The 20,039-nt window shown below is 45.7% G+C and carries 21 protein-coding genes and 1 other RNA gene; 15 read left to right on the top strand and 7 right to left on the bottom strand.

Features of this window, described 5'->3' with window-relative positions; genetic code table 11:
• Window positions 1–56: 56 nt before the first annotated feature.
• Window positions 57–836: a DUF2927 domain-containing protein gene (locus LG368_RS03370; RefSeq protein WP_226753319.1), complete on the bottom strand. Its 780-nt coding sequence runs from the start codon at window positions 834–836 to the stop codon at window positions 57–59.
• On the bottom strand, window positions 823–1,359 hold the full coding sequence (locus LG368_RS03365) for an NUDIX hydrolase (RefSeq protein WP_226753318.1): 537 nt from the start codon (window positions 1,357–1,359) through the stop codon (window positions 823–825). The genes LG368_RS03370 and LG368_RS03365 overlap by 14 nt, the downstream gene beginning before the upstream one ends.
• A gap of 288 nt (window positions 1,360–1,647) precedes the next feature.
• On the opposite strand from LG368_RS03365, the gene astE reads away from it, so the two are divergent.
• From astE to traF (LG368_RS03325), 8 genes are all read left to right on the top strand, one after another.
• Window positions 1,648–2,667 carry a succinylglutamate desuccinylase gene (astE, locus tag LG368_RS03360; RefSeq protein ID WP_226753317.1) on the top strand — a complete coding sequence of 340 codons (1,020 nt, stop codon included), beginning with the start codon at window positions 1,648–1,650 and terminating at the stop codon, window positions 2,665–2,667.
• A 90-nt stretch (window positions 2,668–2,757) separates the two neighbouring features.
• Entirely contained in the window at window positions 2,758–3,834 is a 1,077-nt protein-coding gene (locus LG368_RS03355) for a zinc ABC transporter substrate-binding protein (RefSeq protein WP_226753316.1), read from the top strand.
• Between the two features lie 188 nt (window positions 3,835–4,022).
• Window positions 4,023–4,997, top strand: coding sequence for a KpsF/GutQ family sugar-phosphate isomerase (locus LG368_RS03350; RefSeq protein ID WP_226753315.1), 975 nt, complete (start codon window positions 4,023–4,025; stop codon window positions 4,995–4,997).
• Between the two features lie 54 nt (window positions 4,998–5,051).
• Window positions 5,052–5,900 (top strand): 3-deoxy-8-phosphooctulonate synthase, encoded by an 849-nt coding sequence (kdsA, locus tag LG368_RS03345; RefSeq protein ID WP_226753314.1) that lies wholly within the window; start codon window positions 5,052–5,054, stop codon window positions 5,898–5,900.
• A 3-nt stretch (window positions 5,901–5,903) separates the two neighbouring features.
• Window positions 5,904–6,485 (top strand): KdsC family phosphatase, encoded by a 582-nt coding sequence (locus LG368_RS03340; RefSeq protein ID WP_226753313.1) that lies wholly within the window; start codon window positions 5,904–5,906, stop codon window positions 6,483–6,485.
• Window positions 6,485–7,285, top strand: a complete 801-nt coding sequence (kdsB, locus tag LG368_RS03335; protein WP_226753312.1) for a 3-deoxy-manno-octulosonate cytidylyltransferase — start codon at window positions 6,485–6,487, stop codon at window positions 7,283–7,285. The genes LG368_RS03340 and kdsB overlap by 1 nt, the downstream gene beginning before the upstream one ends.
• Window positions 7,286–7,510: 225 nt before the next feature.
• Complete coding sequence (traF, locus tag LG368_RS03330) at window positions 7,511–8,794, top strand: conjugal transfer protein TraF (RefSeq protein ID WP_226753311.1); 1,284 nt, start codon at window positions 7,511–7,513, stop codon at window positions 8,792–8,794.
• A 127-nt stretch (window positions 8,795–8,921) separates the two neighbouring features.
• Window positions 8,922–10,334 (top strand): conjugal transfer protein TraF, encoded by a 1,413-nt coding sequence (gene traF / locus LG368_RS03325; RefSeq protein WP_226753310.1) that lies wholly within the window; start codon window positions 8,922–8,924, stop codon window positions 10,332–10,334.
• On the opposite strand, the gene LG368_RS03320 is transcribed toward traF (LG368_RS03325), so the two are convergent.
• The 3 genes from LG368_RS03320 to LG368_RS03310 form a co-directional block, all read right to left on the bottom strand.
• Window positions 10,331–10,933 (bottom strand): 5-formyltetrahydrofolate cyclo-ligase, encoded by a 603-nt coding sequence (locus tag LG368_RS03320; RefSeq protein WP_226753309.1) that lies wholly within the window; start codon window positions 10,931–10,933, stop codon window positions 10,331–10,333. The genes traF (LG368_RS03325) and LG368_RS03320 overlap by 4 nt on opposite strands.
• Before the next feature lie 4 nt (window positions 10,934–10,937).
• A non-coding RNA gene (ssrS, locus tag LG368_RS03315) (6S RNA) lies at window positions 10,938–11,115 on the bottom strand.
• A 129-nt stretch (window positions 11,116–11,244) separates the two neighbouring features.
• A complete protein-coding gene (locus LG368_RS03310) occupies window positions 11,245–11,544 on the bottom strand; it encodes a cell division protein ZapA (RefSeq protein WP_226753308.1) in 300 nt (99 codons plus the stop codon).
• Window positions 11,545–11,688: 144 nt separating this feature from the next.
• Between LG368_RS03310 and prfB the strand changes: the two genes are divergently transcribed.
• The 6 genes from prfB (at window position 11,689) to LG368_RS03280 (ending at window position 16,887) form a co-directional block, all read left to right on the top strand.
• Window positions 11,689–12,784, top strand: a protein-coding gene (prfB, locus tag LG368_RS03305) for a peptide chain release factor 2 (RefSeq protein WP_226753307.1) whose coding sequence is annotated in 2 segments (ribosomal slippage) — window positions 11,689–11,760 and window positions 11,762–12,784 — 1,095 coding nt in all. Because the reading frame shifts where the segments join, the coding sequence is not laid out codon by codon here.
• Between the two features lie 77 nt (window positions 12,785–12,861).
• Window positions 12,862–14,364: a lysine--tRNA ligase gene (lysS, locus tag LG368_RS03300; RefSeq protein ID WP_226753306.1), complete on the top strand. Its 1,503-nt coding sequence runs from the start codon at window positions 12,862–12,864 to the stop codon at window positions 14,362–14,364.
• A gap of 132 nt (window positions 14,365–14,496) precedes the next feature.
• The gene (hisC, locus tag LG368_RS03295) at window positions 14,497–15,564 is read left to right on the top strand and encodes a histidinol-phosphate transaminase (RefSeq protein WP_226753305.1); all 1,068 of its coding nucleotides are present in this window, start codon (window positions 14,497–14,499) and stop codon (window positions 15,562–15,564) included.
• A gap of 220 nt (window positions 15,565–15,784) precedes the next feature.
• Complete coding sequence (locus tag LG368_RS03290; RefSeq protein ID WP_226753304.1) at window positions 15,785–16,039, top strand: type II toxin-antitoxin system Phd/YefM family antitoxin; 255 nt, start codon at window positions 15,785–15,787, stop codon at window positions 16,037–16,039.
• A complete protein-coding gene (locus LG368_RS03285) occupies window positions 16,032–16,298 on the top strand; it encodes a Txe/YoeB family addiction module toxin (RefSeq protein ID WP_226753303.1) in 267 nt (88 codons plus the stop codon). Before LG368_RS03290 ends, LG368_RS03285 begins: the two co-directional genes overlap by 8 nt.
• 139 nt (window positions 16,299–16,437) lie before the next feature.
• Complete coding sequence (locus tag LG368_RS03280) at window positions 16,438–16,887, top strand: DUF302 domain-containing protein (RefSeq protein WP_226753302.1); 450 nt, start codon at window positions 16,438–16,440, stop codon at window positions 16,885–16,887.
• 54 nt (window positions 16,888–16,941) lie between these two features.
• On the opposite strand, the gene LG368_RS03275 is transcribed toward LG368_RS03280, so the two are convergent.
• The gene (locus tag LG368_RS03275) at window positions 16,942–17,775 is read right to left on the bottom strand and encodes a LysR family transcriptional regulator (protein WP_226753301.1); all 834 of its coding nucleotides are present in this window, start codon (window positions 17,773–17,775) and stop codon (window positions 16,942–16,944) included.
• A 143-nt stretch (window positions 17,776–17,918) separates the two neighbouring features.
• On the opposite strand from LG368_RS03275, the gene LG368_RS03270 reads away from it, so the two are divergent.
• Window positions 17,919–19,124 carry a YbfB/YjiJ family MFS transporter gene (locus LG368_RS03270; RefSeq protein ID WP_226753300.1) on the top strand — a complete coding sequence of 402 codons (1,206 nt, stop codon included), beginning with the start codon at window positions 17,919–17,921 and terminating at the stop codon, window positions 19,122–19,124.
• A gap of 56 nt (window positions 19,125–19,180) precedes the next feature.
• On the opposite strand, the gene LG368_RS03265 is transcribed toward LG368_RS03270, so the two are convergent.
• Entirely contained in the window at window positions 19,181–19,933 is a 753-nt protein-coding gene (locus tag LG368_RS03265) for an IclR family transcriptional regulator (protein ID WP_226753299.1), read from the bottom strand.
• Window positions 19,934–20,039: the final 106 nt, after the last annotated feature.

Raw genomic sequence — 20,039 nt, 5'->3', positions numbered from 1 at the left:
CAGGCTTTGTTTTTCCCTATTTATCCTACTGTAAAATATAGACTTTCTGTTAGGAACTAATCGCCTAGGTAGGTTTTTAAGCTGTACCTTTGTACTCTTTCAATCGCCTTTTCAATGTCTTGTGTTGCGTGTAATTGTTTAAGTACGTTGGGGAAAGCCGCTTTGGTTTGTTTTACGTCCATGCCGGGCGTTAAATAACGCGAATACAGCGCTTTCAATAACAAATAATCCAACGGGCTTAAGTAGGTATCAATGCTCACGTCGTTGAAAACAGAAGGAAACACCTCGTTTGAGTCGTTTGGTAGGCCCATTAATTGGGTGATTTCTTCGACGATGCAATCTAGGAAGCGTCCTTTACTACGCGCATAATCGACTGGAATAATAATGCTTCCTCTGGTGATTTCGTAGCGACCATTGCGACGAAAGTTGCCTAAACAGATGGCTTCATCGAGAGCGGCACGAATGCTTTCAGGGTCACCTATGTACTGTTGAACTTTCTGTTCTAGGTTGTCGTAGTGGGTAAAGACGACAAAGATATTGGCTTTCTTAGGGTCGGAAGTAAAATCAATCGACAGGCCGGTAATAGACGCAAGGTGCTGGGCATGAACGCTGAGTAGCTCTTTTTGTAACAGGGCATCGCCGCTATCACTTTCAAAAAACAGCCGGATAGGCTTGTTCCAACGAATCAGTTTTGGAAATTGAGTTTCTTTGTATTCCCGTTCGAGCGCGATTTTGACGAAACTGTTTTGAATGTATTCGTCTGTTTGCCAGCGCTCTTGGCTGAGCACTGGCCATGACAAACACAAAAACAGCAGGCAAAGACTATAACGGATCATCAGGCTGGGGTTGCGTTAAGCGTTTGGCATAATGCTCTAAAGCGCAAATGGAGTCAGGGGTAAAGTGCAGTTGGTCTGGGTTGGACAGCACATAATCTATGGTCATTTCATGTACAGACGCCACTTCTTTGGGTTGTAGAAGCAGTTCGCCATGAATGGCTTCGTCATAATGACAAGTATAGATTTTACCCCAGATACGAAAGCCGTCGCCTTCGGTCATGAAGACCCCTTGGCTTTCAAGCGGCGCGTCAAAGCCCAGTTCTTCTTGCAGTTCTCGGTGTGCCGATTCTATGTAGGATTCGCCTTTTTCAACCACACCGCCTGTGGTGATGCCGTAGTAACCTGGGCAAAAAGCTTTGTTATCGGTGCGTTTTTGGATGATCAGATTTCCGTTGCGGTTGAACACCAAGATGTAGGTGACGCGATGGTAATCCTTGCCAAAATTCATTAAGCGTCGCGGTACATCGCCAATTATCTTGTTGTTCTTATCGACCAAGATAATGACTTCGTCATTTGCTAGCATAAAATATTCAACCTGATAGTAAATCTAGTAAAGAAGAAAGGGTATCGGCATTTGTCGCGAAAGAAAAGCGTTTTACGGGTTACATTTTAGCCAGACTGAGTCTTATTGGAGGAAATTGCTGTATAGGGCGTAATAGTGAAGATAAGCAGGTAGTAATGCTGAAGATAAGCGGAAAAACTATTGCGAAAGCGACCTGTTTTTTTGTATTTCATTCATTAAGGTTGAGGCGTGCTTACTCAGTGTCAAAAAAACGTATCATGGAGACCAATATCTGACTTTTTGGGTAATATGATGCGGATTCCAAACAATGACTTCTTGGCGCTGACATTAGCCAATCAAGAGAGTTTATCACCTTTTACCGTCTCCTTTCCAAGCGGTTGCGGCGTTGTTGAGGACACGGGGATATTACGTCTTGAGCCCACTGCGTCGAGCGACATACACCTTGTTTTGTCGGTAGGCATTCATGGCAATGAAACCGGCCCCATTGAGTTAGTGAATCAGCTTGTTATGGCGATTCTAAATGGTCAGATGCGGTTAACTGTGCGTCTATTGATCGTGATTGGCCACCCCCTTGCAGCAAACCAGGCAAAGCGTTTTTTTGACGTGAATTTAAACCGCTTGTTTGACGGTGCTTGGCAACACAGTGAGGGTGTAGAGGCCAGTCGTGCCGCCCGTTTGGAAAAAGCCGTGAGCAATTTTTATGCCCCCAGCGTGATTCAATCCACACCCATTAAACTGCACTATGATTTACACACAGCGATTCGCGGCTCAGAGTATGAGAAATTTGCAGTGCATCCTTTTGTTGAAAAAGCCGTTTATGACCAAGCGCAACTGAGCTTTTTGGCAGCGTGTGGCATTGAGGCGGTGTTATTTTCTCATCAGCCAACCACGACGTTTTCTTACCACAGTTATAAGGTGCATCAAGCTCACGCATTCACCATTGAGTTAGGAAAAGTATACCCCTTTGGTAAAAACGATTTGTCCCGATTTTCTAAATTGAAAGACTCCTTGATTCGTCTAATTGAAACCGGACAACAAGCGCATGCGCCTTTATCATCGCTACGATTTTTTACGGTATTGGACAGTCTAATAAAAGACGACCATGACTATAGGTTGCACATTGCCTCTGATGTGAAAAACTTCACGGCCTTTGAGTCGGGGTACACTTTAGCCTCATCGTCAAAAAGCCAATATCAGGTGCAGCAAACGGGCGATGCGATTGTGTTTCCCAATACTCAGTTGCCTATAGGGCAGCGGGCTGGCCTGATGGTGAGAGCCATTCAGCCTGAGCATCTTACTTTGACCTAACCAAATTAAGGGATTTAGAGCAAAGACCTTGAATCTGCTTTTCTTCTATCGTACTGTTACGTTATAACATCAAACACACGGTATAGATTAATGAATAAGCTCGTTTTTGCATTGGGTGTCACCGCACTTTCTCCTTTGGCTTTGGCAAAACCTGTCATCGCCACCAGTATCAAACCTGTTTCTATGATTGTGTCTGCTATCGCGGGCGATCGAGCAGAGATTCAGCAAATCGTGTCTAGTACCGCTTCTCCCCATGATTTTGCCTTACGTCCTTCTGATATTAAGAAAATCCATAATGCTGATACCGTTGTTTGGGTCGGTGAGTCGTTAGAGCACTTTCTTGAAAAACCATTAGAAAACGCCGGTAAAGAAGACTCTTCCATCGAATGGATGGCATTAAATGGCGTAATTCTGCAAGATCGTTCGAAAAAGAAAAATTACGACGATCATGACGAGCACGATGATCATGGCCATGAAGGTCACGACCATGATACGCACGATCACGCAGAGCATGACGATCATGGCCATGAAGGGCACGACCATGATGAACACGATCACGAAGAACACGACGATCATGACCATGAAGGTCACGATCATGATGCGCACGATCATGAAGAACACGACGACCATGGTCATGAAGGTCACAGCCATACGGGCATTGACCCACATTTGTGGTTGTTACCTGACAATGCGTTGGTGCTAGCCAGAGCGGTCACACAAAAAATGATGTGGCTCGATGCTGATCATGCTGCTTATTATCAAGGCAACTTCGTGAAGTTTGAAAAAGGGCTTCATGCTAAAGATGCTGAGATTCGTCAAGCCTTACATGAAGTAAGTGATGTACCTTACGTGGTATTCCACGATGCTTACCGCTACTTTGAAGGTCACTACGGACTTCACAACGCTGGTGCAGTCACTGTCAGCCCTGAGCGCAAACCTGGCGCGAAAAAAGTGGCTGAGATTCGCCGTGATATTGAAGCAAATAAAGTGCAGTGTGTTTTCAGTGAGCCACAGTTTAGCCCTGCCATTGTAGAGACTTTATTGGATGGTACAGAAGTTAAGAGTAGCGTGTTGGACCCTATCGGTAGCCAAATTAAGATTGATGAAAACGCTTACTTTGCTTTCTTAGACAGTCTAAAAGGTCAATTCTTAAGTTGCTTGAAATAATCCATGCGATTGTTTTATTGAATTGAATACCCGTTAAAACGAAAGCAACGCAAGGCTCTGTTTCTTGCGTTGCTTTTTTTGTTCATCATTATTCTATCGTGGGAATCCATGCTCTTTGTTAGGCGAGTGACACTTACCTCTGTATAATCATCCAACATTAGATTGACGACACAGAGCAAAGAGGCTTTATGAGCGACTCATGTAATTCAAGCATTTCCTCCGATACCCTTATCGACAGTGCAAAACGCACCTTATCCATTCAAGCTCAAGCGCTGACGAACCTCGCGAGTCGAGTGAGTGATAGCTTTCCACAAGCCGTTCGAATGATTCTTGAGAGCAAAGGCCGAACTATTATTTGCGGTATGGGGAAATCGGGCCTGATTGGTAAAAAAATTGCCGCGACCTTGGCATCTACCGGCACCCCCAGTTTCTTTTTACACCCAGGCGAAGCTTTTCATGGCGATTTAGGCATGATTCAAGCGGATGACACTCTTATTTTGATTAGCTATTCAGGTGAAACAGAAGAATTAATGCGTTTATTACCGTCGCTAAAAAGTTTTGGTAATCCAAGTATTGCCTTGGTCGGGAATATGTCCTCAACACTGGCGAAACACTGCGATTGTGCGCTAGACATTTCAGTCGATCGAGAAACGTGCCCTAACAATCTTGCCCCCACTACCTCCACCACCATGACCACCGCCATGGGCGATGCTTTAGCAGTGGCGTTGATGGAGTGTCGTGATTTTCAACCGCAAGATTTTGCCCGTTTTCACCCAGGTGGCAGTTTGGGGCGTAAGCTTCTTACGCGCGTAAAAGACTTAATGCATAAGGACGAATTGCCTGTCTGTACACCCGATACCTGCTTAAAAGATGCGATTTCTGTGATGACTCACGGCCGTATGGGGGTGGTATTAGTGCAAGAGGGGGATGTTTTAAAAGGCATTTTTACCGATGGTGATTTACGTCGTGCCATGCTCAAAGAAAGTGAAGGCATGATTCATAAGACCATGGCGAGTCTGATGACAGCAAACCCAAAAACCATTAACGAAAATGTGATGATTGTACAAGCCGAAGAGCAGATGCTACGCGATAAAATTACCTTGCTGGTGGTCGTCAATGATGAGCAAAAAGTGTCGGGTATTTTAGAAATTTACGATCGTTAAGTTGCGCTCACATTCATCGCCTTATTCAGGTATCACCGTATTCAGGAAGTTGTTATGTCAAATATTATTAAAATTGGTGACCACATAGAAGTCGCCAACCATTTACCTTTTGTGCTGTTCAGTGGCGTTAACGTCTTGGAATCACGAGATTTGGCCATGCAAGTGGCAGAAGAACACGTAAAGGTGACACAAGCCTTGGGCATTCCTTATGTTTTCAAGGGGTCTTTTGATAAAGCCAATCGCTCTTCCATTAACTCTTTCCGCGGGCCAGGCATGGAAGAAGGGCTAAAAATTCTTCAAGAAATCAAAGACACCTTTGATGTTCCCGTTATCACCGATGTGCATGAAGTGTATCAGTGTGCACCGGTCGCCGAAGTGGCTGATGTCATTCAATTACCGGCTTTTTTGTCTCGCCAAACAGACCTTGTCGTGGCGATGGCGCAAACAGGCGCGGTGATTAACATCAAAAAAGCGCAGTTTTTAGCGCCCCACGAAATGAAACACATTCTGACCAAGTGCGAAGAAGCCGGTAACAGCCGTTTGATGTTGTGTGAACGTGGCACCATGATGGGCTACAACAACTTGGTCGTCGATATGTTGGGCTTTGGTGAAATGAAGCGTATGGGTTACCCGGTCATGTTTGATGTTACTCATTCATTACAGCGTCCAGGTGGACGTTCCGATTCGGCGGATGGCCGTCGTGCGCAAGTTACCGAGCTTGCTCGTGCCGGTATGTCATTAGGCTTGTCTAGCTTGTTTCTGGAAACTCATCCAGACCCAGACAGTGCGAAATGCGACGGTCCTTGTGCCTTGCCATTGGGTAAATTAGCGCCGTTTCTACAACAAATGAAACAGCTTGACGATTTGGTCAAAACGTTCGATGAACTGGACACGAGTGTATAACGCATGGACACGGATTTTCTGTCTTCCTATCCCGTATTGAGCCAGTCACCTGAGTGGCTTGATGCATTAAAAGTCCTCAAGCTGGTGGTATTTGATGTGGATGGCGTTTTAACGGATGGGCGTCTGCTTTATACCGAACAGGGTGAAACCATCAAACGCTTTAATGTCAAAGACGGTGTTGCAATGAAGTTATTGCCTAGGTGGGGCGTGAGTGTGGCGGTGATTACCGCAAAAGACTCTGCGCCACTTCGCCAGCGTATGAAAGACTTAAAAGTCGAACACTTTTACCCAGGTTGTCATAACAAAGCCGCGGCATTTGCGGAATTGGTCGCGCGCTTGGGGATTGACCCAAGCCAGGCGGCCTATGTGGGCGATGATGTGATTGATTTGCAGGTGATGCCACTGGTTGGTGTGGCTTTATGCCCAGCGGATGCCCATGTGTTAGTAAAACGACACTGTTCGATTGTACTCAGCAAGGCCGCAGGGGAAGGCGTGGCAAGAGAAGTGGCAGACATGATTTTAGCGACACGCATGTCTCTTGAAAGCGCCTATGAACTTGCGCAACAACCGGAGTTTGAAAAATAATGAGCACAAGCAATACATCATTACCGAATTTTCACATCGTGATTCCTGCCCGATACGCGTCCCAACGTTTTCCACAAAAATTGATGGCAGACCTTGGTGGTAAGCCAGTATTGCAATGGGTGTACGAATTAGCACTGAAGGCTGGCGCTCAGTCCGTCACGATTGCAACGGATCATAACACCATCCAAACAGCCGCCATTGAGTTCGGTGCGTCTGTGGTGATGACACGGGATGATCATGAAAATGGTACAGAGCGTCTTGCAGAAGTCGCAGAGAAAATGGGCTGGCAAGGGGGTGACATTGTCGTAAATGTGCAAGGTGATGAACCCTTTTTGCCGGTTGAGCTTATTCACGCTGGCGTTTTGGCATTGAACAATGATCAAGACGCGGAAATGGCGACCATTGCTTGTCCCATTGAGGATAAAGCCGACTTCTTTAACCCTAATGTGGTCAAGGTGGTGTGCGACGACCATCAGCGAGCGCTTTATTTTAGCCGCTCTCCAATGCCATGGGATCGTGATGGCTTTAATGACGACTCCCATAGAATAGGGGTGTTACCGAGTGATTTTCCTGCGTTGCGCCATGTGGGATTGTATGTTTACCGAGCCAGTTTATTGGCGCGTTATGCCGATTTGCCTATGTCGCCGTTAGAGCGCTGGGAAAAACTTGAGCAACTGCGTTTCTTGCATCAAGGCATCAAGGTGCAGGTGGCTATTACGCAAGACTTACCAACGCATGGGGTAGACACACCGGAGGATTTAGAAAAGCTCCGTCACCAACTGCCATTAATAACACCCTAGCAGCGTAATAATGCGTGTTTATAAGCGGTAATACTAATGAAAGGTCTCACCGCTTTTTTACTTTTAAATACGGTATTTTTTCGCTGTTTCTGTGATTTTTCTGTTGTTAATGGCTTATTTTCCTGTCCTATATATGAAATATGCAAATAATGCGTATACAATTATTTATTCTGTGATGATTTATTGCTGTTTATTTACTCTCTTTGCCCTAAAAAGGACACGATCATGAAAAAGCTCGTTTTGGTTTCAACCAGTTTGTTCAGCACTGCTTTGTTTGCCGCCATGCCGGTTAACCAACCGACAGGTTCCAGCTTTACCTTGAGTAATGCGCCAAACCAACGTGCTTTGTCGACGGCATTCGCAAACCCTGCTGCGCCTTTTATCGTGGTTAATCAAGAGGTGGATGACAGCTTCCGCTTTGGCATCTTGGGGCCACTGAGCATTGGTGTTGAAATGGGCGACGTGAGTGACTTGGGGGACCAAGTAGAAGAAGTTGAAGATCTTTTAGATGCCACTTATACAGACTTTAATGAAGCGAACTCCGCTTTGAATAGAGCGAATGAAATACTTGATGGTATAGGTGATACCGCTTACATCAAAACCACTGCCAGCATGCAAATTCCTTTTATGCCGGTGATTTACAAGACTAAAAACAGTGGTGCCTTCATGATTGATGCCAGCTTATCTGGTGTCGCTAAAGGAAGTCTGTTGGCAGGTGATGTTAAAGTTAACAGTACCAACGATGGGTTAACAACCAAAAGCTCTTTTTACGCTCAAACCGCCACTGACCTACAAATTGGCTTTGGTTACAGCCAATCCATGTGGGAACACGAAAAAGGCATGCTGATTGGTGGGGTGAAAGCCAATCTGCATGATATTTCCATGGGGCGAGCTTCAGTTTCTTTGTCGGATGATGATGTAGATGCTGGCGATGCCATTTCTGATTCCATTTCTGACGACGCCGTCAGCAGTACGGGCGTTGGCTTGGATTTGGGTGTTTTGTGGGTATCAAACAACTACCAAGCGGGTTTAACTATTGCCAATATCAACGAGCCTGAATTTGATGGGGCGATTATCGATCAAACTTGTGGAACGCAAAGCTGTAATGATGCGTCTAGTTTGGTTTCTGCAGGCAAGTTGGATGCATCTGATAAATACGTGATGGAAATGCAAAGCACGGTAGATTTTGCGATTTCCACTAAAGGTAAACAGTTTACTATTGGTATGTCTTACGACACCAACGCGGTACAAGACGCTGTTGGCGATGAGTACCAGTGGGCTACAACGTCTCTTTCTTACTACGGTGATTCTCACTTCCTTCCTGGTATTCGCGTGGGTATGCGCCAAAACATGGCAGGCACGGAATTGAGTTACGCCACATTTGGTTTGACCATCTTGAAGCGTCTAAACATTGATCTGGCTGTGGCATTGGACACAGTAGAAGACGAAGAGGGTGATGAGTTACCTCGTAGCGGCTATTTCTCTATCGGTTATGATACCGCTTTCTAATAACCTATAAGACGGTTCAAAAAGAAATAACGCAAAAGCTGACAACGCACTAGGTTCTCGGCTTTTTTTGTGGTCTGATTTTATACTGAACAAAAAACGTCGTGAAACCAATAGGCATGAGTGCAAAATGAAAACATATTTGACGATTTTTGGGGTAGGTCTGCTGAGTTCCTCGGTGATGGCATCCTCCTATATCTACCAGCCGATTGGCTCTAGTACGGTGCTTGGCAGTTATGGAAATCGCCATGCGTTATCCACAGCAGGCGCAAATCCGGCATCGTCTTATTTTATGGCCAACCTACAAGGCTTTCGTGTCGGCTTTATTGGCCCTGTAGGAATAGGTGTGGAAGGCGGCGGTGTCGGTGATATTAACGACAAGCTGGATGAGTTGGACGACATATTTGATGAAGACTTTGAGCAACGTATTAACATTGATTCAATCAAAGCACAGGCCGCTGTTGCGTCTGACCCTGACGCCTTTACAGTTGCAAAAATTGATGAAGTGTTAGCGGACATCAATGGTTCTTTAGATCAGTCGGATACTATTATTTCCGACATCGGTCAGACCACCTATGTGAAATTTTCCACCACAGCGCAAGCACCGTTCATGCCGATCATTTACAAAACTCGTCGACGAGGTGTTTTCACATTGGACGCTGGTGCTTCTCTGGTAGGGCGAGCAGATATTATTGCTGACGAACTGACATTGACGGGTGTAGAGGACTTAGAAGCGATAACAACGGCCTCGGGATTGAACAGCGTTGACACGAGCAATATTGATATTGAGTCGGATACTTCCCTGTATCTAAAACGTGCTTCCGATTTCCGTGTCAGTTTGGGGTACAGTGAAATGGTTTCCCGTAGCACCAGCAGTGCACTGATTGTGGGTGGACGATTGAATTTCCATCGTTTTTCTTTGGATCAAAAAGTCACTGTGCTAACGGAAGATGAAGATCCGAGTGTTTCCTATGGTGACTTTTTCTTAGGTCGAGAGTCGGTGTCATCGAACGTCTCTTTAGATTTGGGGGTGATCTTAACCGGTCGCAATTATCAGCTGGGTGCGTCCATTGCGAATGTCAACGAGCCGGAGTTCGATTATAACAGCATGGTATCGAATTGTTCCGGTTTGCCTACCGCGGATCAGAGCAGTTGTGAGGCGCGCTTGCGCTTGTCCAATAAGGGGGCAATTGAATTAAATGAAACCTATAAAATGGAGTCACAAGTTACCTTAGATGCTGCGCTAAAAAGCAAGGATCAGCATTTTTCTTTAGCCGCGTCTTATGATGCGAACCCCATTCTTGACCCACTTGGCGACGAATATCAATGGGCGGTGGTGTCCTTGTCGTATTTCAGTGGTAATTGGGTGTTGCCCGGGATGCGGGTTGGTGTGAGAAAGAATTTGGCCGGAAGCGAGTTAAACTACTACACCGCCGGCTTAACCTTTTATCGTCGATTAGATTTTGATGTGGCGTACGCACCAGAAAATGATGAAGGTAACAGTGGTGCGTATTTCTCCGCCGGTTACAGTTTTGTCTTTTAAGGGAAAATGATGTGTTTTGGGGTGAGGATGGCCTGCAAAGGGACATCCCAGCCCTCAATGGGTAAGCGTTTGACCTCTTGGCACTCATGGGCCAAGCCAATCAGTAATGGAGGTGTGTTGGCTTTTTTATTCGCAAAGGTTCGATCATAAAATCCTCCTCCCATACCTAAACGCCCACCTTGTTGATCAAAGCCAACGAGCGGCAGGAATACCATGTCTAGCTCATGGCCTGAAATAGTGTCGTTAGTAAGCGGCTCATTGATGCCAAATTTATTTTCTTGCCAGAGTGTGTCTTTGGAATACAGAGCAAAGGTCAGCTGTTTGTCGTTAATAACAGGTAAGTAGGTTTGTATATCCTGTTGCCAAAAATACTCACACAAAAGGTGCGGAGAGATTTCACCGTCGTTTGACAGATACAAGGCCACTTTTCGTACAGACTGAATACTGGTGTTGGAGGTTTTGCTGAGTGCGACAAGACGCTGGGGAAGGTCTATCAATAAAGCGTGAGCAGCGTTTTCTTGTTGCTGCGCCGTAAGGCTTCTTCTGGCTTGACGTAATTTTCTACGAAGGGTTTGTCTGGCATTAAGGTGAGAAGTCATAAAGGTGTTTCCCAAGTTGCCGTTTCGGCTATTGGCCTTGAACCCAGTGGTTCAAGGTGGAAAGAGCTGTGATTCTTTAGGCTTTCCGACGCACGGACATGCACACCAAACCAGCAGGCTCGTTCCGGGGTATTACTCATAGGCTCAAGGGCGTTAAGCCGCTTCGAACAACCCAGGAAACAGATGGCAGTATAGAGTAATTTATAACGTAAATCACCCGTTAGACTGGCTTGTTTGCGACGGTGTATGAAGAAAATTCGTGTTCTCCGCTTGCAATCAAAAAATGTGCTTAAAGAGTACGCCACAGGTGATTATTCATTAACCAGCTTCGTTTGATGTGTTAAAGCCGAATCAAGCTGTGAGGTCAGTTCTCGCAACTGTTGTTCATTAGCACGAGCGTATTTCTGGTTTGATAGCATATCGTGAGTAATATTCAATGCCGCCAGCACGGCAATTTTTTCAAGGCCAACAATTTTTCCGCTGGCTTTGATCTCACGCATTTGATTGTTCAAATACTCGGCGGCTTCTTTTAAGTCAGCTTCGTGCCCTTTGGGGCAATTAATTTTATAACTTTGTCCGAGTATTGCGACGGTAACGGTTGGTTTGTCCATATTGACTCCATTTGATAGCAAGGCCCACAAAAAATGGTCTGTTTTTCCATCATTGGGTAGCGAATGGCATTTTATGCTGTGAGTAAATTCGTTACAATTCCGAATCATCTTAATCCACACTGTTTATAGCAAATTGACGCCAATATGGAAATAAACCCGATACTTTCTAAGATAAAAGACCTCTCTGCCCGCGCCCTCACTCTACGGGGGTATCTTTGACTATGAGTCAAAGAAAGAACGCTTAGAGGAAGTCAGCCGCGAACTGGAAGATCCAGCCATTTGGAACGACCCAGACTACGCACAAAAATTAGGCCGCGAACGCTCGTCATTGGAAGCCATTGTCGAGACGTTAGACAACATGGAGTCTGGCGTTAACGACGCTCAGGAGTTGTTGGACATTGCGGTTGAAGAGAATGATGTTGATTCTGTCGAGGCGGTGCAACTGGAGTTGGACGCGTTAGACGATCAACTGGCGAAGCTGGAATTTCGTCGTATGTTCTCCAATGAAATGGACGAGAACAGCGCCTTCCTAGATATTCAATCCGGCTCCGGCGGTACCGAAGCACAAGATTGGGCCAATATCCTTCTGCGCATGTACTTGCGTTGGGGCGAGGATAAAGGCTTTAAAGTCGAACTGATGGAAGTGTCGGCCGGAGACGTCGCAGGCATTAAATCGGCGACTATTCGTTTTGAAGGCGAATACGCCTTTGGCTGGTTGCGTACGGAAACGGGCGTGCACCGTCTAGTGCGTAAATCGCCTTTCGACTCCGGTAACCGTCGACATACCTCGTTTGCTTCGGTGTTTGTATCGCCTGAAATCGACGACAATGTGGACATCGAGATTAACCCAGCGGACATTCGTACCGATACGTACCGTTCTTCTGGTGCGGGTGGTCAGCACGTTAACACCACCGACTCGGCGGTTCGTATTACCCACGTGCCAACGGGTATTGTGGTGCAGTGTCAAAATCAGCGTTCACAACACGCTAACCGTGACTTCGCCATGAAACAACTTCGTGCCAAATTGTACGAATTTGAAATGTTGAAACGCACAGAAGCCGCGCAAGCAGTAGAAGACAGTAAGTCTGATATCGGCTGGGGCAGTCAGATTCGCTCTTATGTATTGGATGCGTCACGCATTAAAGATTTACGCACGGGCGTGGAAACCTCAAACACGGGCGCGGTGCTTGATGGCAATTTAGATCAATTTATTATTGCCAGTTTAAAACAGGGACTTTAGCTGTCCCTTCAAGGGTTGATGAGACCTGTTACGCACCGTTCCTCACTAAGAATATTGAAAAGAGTAGATAGCAAATCATGGCTAACGAAAAAAATACAGAATCCACAGCACAAACCGATGATAATCGTTTGGTGGCAGAGCGTCGCAACAAGCTGGCGGCGATCCGCACAGAGCGTAATGCTTTTCCAAATACCTTTCGTCCAGACGCGTATGCCGCCGATCTTCAGACCGAGTTGGGTGAGATTGAAAAGCCTGCTTTAGAAGAAAAGAATCATGTGGTCAGTATCGCAGGACGTATTGTACGTAACCGTGGTGCGTTTATGTTGCTACAGGACATGACGGGTCAGATTCAAGCGTACATCAACCGTAAAGTATTGAGCCCTGAGTTACTTGCTGAGCAAAAGACTTGGGATCTAGGCGATATCATTGGTGTAACAGGCCCTGTGCATAAGTCAGGGAAAGGCGACTTGTACGTTGATATGCAAGAAGCGCAATTGCTAACCAAATCTTTGCGTCCTTTACCGGATAAACATCACGGTTTGGCCGATATGGAAATGCGCTATCGTCAGCGTTATGTGGATTTGATTGTGAACGAAGAGTCTCGCGAGACCTTTCAAGTACGTTCAAAAATCATCTCTACGATCCGTCGTTTCTTAGAAGATCGTCGCTTTATGGAAGTGGAAACGCCTATGTTGCAGACCATCCCTGGTGGTGCAACAGCGCGTCCTTTTATCACGCATCATAATGCCATGGACATGAGCATGTACTTGCGTATTGCGCCTGAGCTTTATTTGAAGCGTTTGGTGGTGGGTGGTTTTGAACGTGTGTTTGAGATCAACCGTAACTTCCGTAACGAAGGAACGTCGACGCGCCATAACCCAGAATTCACCATGATCGAATTCTACCAAGCCTACGCCGACTACAAAGATTTGATGGATCTTACCGAAGCCATGTTGCGTGAAGTGGCTGAGAAGGTATTGGGTACAACAACCGTCACTTACCAAGGCTCAGAATACGACTTCGGCGCGCCGTTTGTTCGCATGACCATGTTGGATTCGATTTTGCATTACAACCCAGAACTGACCGCGGACGATGTTAGTACCATCGAAAAAGCCACTGTGGTGGCTAAGAACCTAAAAATCGATGTGAAACCGATTTGGGGCTTGGGCAAGTTGTGGACAGAAATCTTTGAGGAAACGGCTGAGCACAAACTTGATCAACCGACCTTTATTACTGAATACCCAGCGGAAGTATCGCCGCTTGCACGTCGTAACGACGACAATGATTTTATTACCGACCGTTTTGAATTCTTTGTCGGTGGTCGTGAAATTGCCAATGGTTTCTCGGAGTTAAATGATCCAGAAGACCAAGCGGAACGTTTCAAGCGTCAAGTCGAAGAAAAAGACGCCGGTGACGACGAAGCCATGCATTACGATGCGGATTACATCAATGCCCTAGAATACGGCTTGCCGCCAACAGCGGGCGAAGGTATCGGTATCGACCGTTTGGTGATGTTGTTCACCGATGCGCCGTCTATCCGTGATGTTTTATTGTTTCCACATATGAAGCCTCAGGACTGATCCTAGGCCGGACAGTGACTGATTCATTTTAATGTATTTATAAGGCCTCTTTTGAGGCCTTATTTTGTTTTACTCTCTATTATCACGTACCTCTATTATTACGTACCATTATTAACGTACAACGGAGCATCCATGAGTCGTTTTTGGACAGATAAAATCGCTTCTCTTGACCCTTATGTGCCAGGCGAACAACCGCAAGATAAGCAGTACATCAAGTTAAACACCAATGAAAGCCCTTACTCACCATCGCCGAAGGCATTGGACGCCATGGCCGCAGAAGTCAGCGAGCGTTTACGACTGTATCCTGATCCGAATGGCGTTACGCTGAAAACAGCACTGGCAAAAAGCTACTCATTGAACACGGATCAGGTGTTTGTTGGTAATGGTTCTGACGAAGTGTTGGCGTTGGCGTTTATGGGCTATTTTGCTGGTGGCAAACCATTGGCGTTTGCCGACATCACTTACAGCTTTTATAAAGTCTATGCAGGTTTATACAGTATTGAACCTCACCTGATTCCATTGGACGAGAATTTCAATATTGTGCCGACGGATTATGAGAATCTGGACGTATCCGGTGTGGTCGTGACTAACCCGAATGCGCCAACGGGTAAAGCTTTGCCGCTTGCCGACATTGAAGCCATTTTAAATGCGAACCCTGATGTGGTCGTGCTGGTGGACGAAGCCTATGTAGACTTTGGTGCGCAAAGTGCCTCTGTGTTGGTAAATCAATACCCGAACCTTCTCGTTGTGCAAACCTTGTCAAAATCTCGTGCTTTGGCCGGGATTCGTGTGGGTTATGCGTTGGGGCATCCTGATTTGATTGAAGGGCTGGAGCGACTGAAAAACTCTTTCAACTCCTACCCAATCGATCGCATCGCCTTGGCCGGAGCCACGGCCGCAGTAGAAGACGAAAGCTACTTAAAAGAAATCTGCGACAAAACCATCGCCACCCGTGAGCAGTCGGTTAACGATCTAAAAGCGCTTGGTTTTACTGTCTTGCCATCGGCGACCAATTTCGTTTTTGTGACACACCCAGAGAAAAACGCCGAACAGATTTACCTTGCGCTAAAAGAGCAGGGTATCTTGGTGCGCTTCTTTGGTAGCAACAAACCACGCATCGGCAACTACCTACGCATCACCATAGGCACAGACGCCGAAATGGCTGACTTAACCACGGCATTAAAAGCCTTGCTTGCCTGAAAACTTGATCATTACTAGCTCAATCGGTGTTTCACTTCGAAGCTTTCTCTTCAAAATAAGCGCCTACCTCGAGGAAACACCGATTGATCTTGCTTGAATACACCACGACCGTCTGCTAGTTAAAATAGTATTTGCCACGGCAAAGTAATGCACAACATTCTGTACATGTATTTAGTTTCAAATTAAACTTGTTCCATATATTGTACAAGTGAGGTGTAAAATGAAAATAGTCTCTTTTACCGAAGCCCGAAATGGCCTAAAAACCGTTTTAGATAATGTAATTAACGATGCAGACGCTACTGTAATTACTCGTCGTGATTCTGAAGATGCTGTTGTAATGTCATTGGATTATTACAATAGCCTTATGGAAACCGTCCATTTACTTCGTTCTCCAGCGAACGCTGAGCACTTAAATCGTTCCATTGCACAGTTTAAAATGGGTAAAACAACTCAAAGAGAACTTATTGATGAGTGATAGGCTGTTATCATGGACTGATGAAGCTTGGAATAGTTATGTCTATTGGCAGACTCAAGATAAGAAAACCTTGAAACGTATCAATAAGCTTATTGCTGAAGTTAAGTGCGCTCCGTTTGTTGGGATTGGAAAGCCGGAGTCTCTTAGAGAAAACCTTTCAGGCTTCTGGTCTCGCAGAATAGATGATACAAACCGTTTGGTATATGCCGTAGATGATACAGCAATTACGATTATTTCGTGTCGTTATCACTACTCCTAGTGACACTGATTCGGGCGTCGCTTCGTTGTTAAAAAGTGTTCGTTTGAAGTGGCACTTGCTTAATTTTTACACTCATTGGTTTGTACACTAAGGCTTTATACTGTCTAATTGGCTTTATCTATTATAAGAAGGAGTCGGTATGTTTAAGTCAGTATGCCTCACCGCAGCGATGGTGTTATGTCCTTTGGCGGCCAATGCAACGGAAAGTTTGTTAATGCAAGAAAGCACGCATTCCGTTCAAGCAACAGCCGACAAGTTTGTGTCCATTGCTGAAGGTAAAGGGCTGAATGTGTTTGCGCGTATAGATCACCAAAAAAATGCACAGGGTGTCGATTTAGCATTGCGTCCTACGCAGGTTATTATTTTTGGTAATCCGGTTGTTGGAACCAAGTTAATGCAATGCTCGCAAAGCATGGGGATTGATTTACCGCTTAAAGTGCTCGTGAGTGAAGATGAAAACCAAAAAGTGTGGTTAACCTACCAAAATCCTCATTACCTAAAGACGTTGCATAATGTAAAAGGCTGTGACGCAGTGATTGAGAAGGTTTCTGGTGTGATGGGTGCGTTGACATCCGCTGCCGCGAAGTAAACAACAAGGCTATTTGTGTTGGTGTATAAAAACAGGCTATTTTGGCCTGTTTTTTTATGTCTGAAACAAGTCAGCAATGGCGAGAATGTCTTCTACTAGAGGATTGTTGTCTTGATAGATGAGCGATATTTTAAATGGCGCTTGGTGTTGAGTCGCTGGTTGAGAAATGAGAGAGGCTTCATAGCGACTATTTTTCAACATGCCTTCTCCAATCACGGTATAGCCCAATCCTGCAGCAATACAGCCAAGCACGCCTTCGACACTGCCCATGGTCATGACTTCTTCACTCCCTCGCCCAGCGGTTTGTTGCCAATCGAGCGCGGCCTGTCGGTAACCACAGCCTATGTCTCGGACAATCATTACAGGGTTGTAGTCTTGATCGGCGGGCTCTACGAGCACCAATGGTTCCTCGATGATGGGCAGCGAGACGAGATTATTATGAGTCACTTGAATGCCCACAAAGGCACAGTCTATTTTGTTGCTTAGCACAGCGGAAATAAGATTAGCACTGGTGGCGGTGTGGATTTTAGCAGCGATATGCGGGTGAGTTTTTTTTAATTGCTTGAGTGTGTAGGGTAAATGAACGGCGGCAAAGGTTTCGGTGGTGCCGATTTTGAGTTCGCTGCGCCCCTTGTTGGTCAAAATAGCGGTTCGAGCTTGGTGCTCTAACTGAAGTATTTGTTGGGCGTAGTGATAGAGCAAGGAACCGTTTGCTGTCAATTCGAGCTTGCGTCCTTGTAGCGTAAACAGCTTGATGTCTAATTCATTTTCGAGTTTTTGTATGCGCATCGAGACATTAGACGGCACTGTGTTGAGGGCAGCAGAGGCGTTTTTTACTCCTCCTTCATCAACGACGGCTTTAAAGGTTTTTAGGCTAACGATTTCCATAGTGTGCTTCCACTGGCTGTTTTTTGTTTGCTATTTGGTTATTTCATTTCTTTTTTATTGAACGGTTTGTTCAAAACTATTCGATTTTTATGATGATTAAAAGCGTTTATGGTGTGTGTCTAATCAAACAACAGGTTAAATGTATGCAAACGAATCTCACTCGAATGAAAGTGTATATAGCGGGTATTTGCAGCTTGATCGTGACGGCGGGCGTCGCGCGGTTTTCTTATACTTCCTTGCTTCCTATTATGCAGGCGGAAGCTGGGTTAAATGAAGTGGGAGCAGGTTGGTTAGCAACGGTGAACTACGCGGGGTATTTAACCGGTGTGTTGATTGTCGCCTGTTTGAATAATTTATCGCATAAATTTGTGTTGTATCGCTTGTATTTGGTGTTGGCGGTGCTCACCACGGCGGCCATGGCATTAACCACAAACCTGTATCTTTGGTCGTTGTTACGCTATGTATCAGGCATTGGAACGTCGGCAGGATTTATTTTAGCGTCGGGTTTGATTTTAAAGTGGTTAGTGAGCCAAGGAAAAAGAGGCGAGTTGGGCATACACTTTTCGGGTATTGGGCTGAGTATCTTCTTTGCGGCTTTCTTGGTGGAAGTGTTACTTAGGGCGTCGGTAGGCTGGCAAGGTCAATGGTTGTATTTGTCGTTAATGGCGGTGTTTTTTGCTGTGCCGGCATGGATTTGGATGCCCAATCCGAACAAGATAGTGTCGACGCATGCCAATCATCAGGTGTTAGATAGACCCCCGAGTCGATTGTTCGCATGGATCATGATGGCGGCGTATTTTTGTGCGGGCTATGGTTATGTAGTGAGTGCGACTTTTATTGTCGATATTGTGGAAGGATTTTCAGCTTTAGCAGGGCGTGGGCAACACGTCTTTATTGTGCTGGGGTTAGCGGCGACGCCGGCCGTCTTAGTATGGGATTTGGTGGCTCGAAAGTGGGGCTATTTAAAAGCCTTGCTGTTGGCTTATGGGTTGCAAATTGTCGGTATTATGTTGCCAGCAGTGAGTGATAACTTGTTGGTGATTGGTGTAGGAGCAATTTTATTTGGGGCGACTTTTGTTGCTTGTGTGAGTCTCGTGTTGACGATGGCTGGGCAGTTTTATCCTTCTAACCCCGCTAAGTTTATGGGTAAAATGACGCTGGCTTATGGTTCCGCGCAGATTATTGCGCCTATGTTTACCGGATTGTTGGCATCGTGGTTTGGGTCTTACGCTCTTAGTTTGTATTTGTCTGGCGGTGTGATGTTACTGGGCGTTGGCTTGGTGGGTGTATTAATCCGATTAGACGCACAAGAGCTCGAAGGGCGCCGTATCTTAGCAGCCAATGCATGAAGCAGAGAGCACAACACAGAAGTGGCACCTGCTGCTAAGAGAGTGATATTGAACACTTAAATATCTTTTAAAGTGTTGCTTAGGCTTTGAGCGGCCAGTATTACTGTGCGTGACATGTTTTCGATATCGTCTTCAGAGACATTAATGGCGGGAGCAGACACGCCAATGGCGGCAATGACGTCGTTGTTTGCCGAAAAGACCGGTGCTGCGATACTGAGCACTTCTGCTCGGTATTCTCCCCTATCGATCGCGACGCCTTGTGCTTTTATAGTGTCGACTTCTTTGTCCAATACTTCGATGCTGGTAATGGTCTTATCTGTGTACAGTGTCAGGTTGTCGATTAATTTTTCACGCAGCGTGTCGTAGTGGAAAGCCAGCAGTGCTTTTCCTGTGGCGACGCAATGAATGGGCGCATTGCCACCCTTTGGTGTATAGGTTCGTACGGCTTTGGTGCTTTCTATTTTTTCGATATAAAGAGTGGACAGCCCATCGAGAACAGCCAAATACACCGCTTCACCTGTCATGCTAGAGAGGTACTGCATTTGACTGATGGAAAGCCCCGGTAAGTCGAGTTTTTCCATGATCATCTGACCTATCTTCCATGTTTTCATCGATGCAAAATACTGTTTGTTCGCATCTTGAGTCACATACCCCACCGCGATCAATGTCTGTAATAACCGAAAGGTATTGGACTTTGTCAGTTCTAAATTACGTGCCAGCTCAGAAACCCCTATGCCTTTGGGTTCTGCTGCCAGAGCTTCGAGAATGGATAGCCCTTTCGATAGTGTTGAATCTACCTTTCCTACCATGACTGTGTTGCCTTTAAGAATCTATTTGAATGACACGCAGTATAAAGAGATCCCCCTTCAAATTAAAGACAAACCCAGACCAACAGGGTAGAGGATATTTTGATCA

The organism is Marinomonas algarum (assembly GCF_020532605.1).
GTDB lineage: Bacteria > Pseudomonadota > Gammaproteobacteria > Pseudomonadales > Marinomonadaceae > Marinomonas > Marinomonas algarum.
Note: the sequence above shows the minus strand (reverse complement) of the source record. Positions and strands in the feature narration are given on the sequence as shown.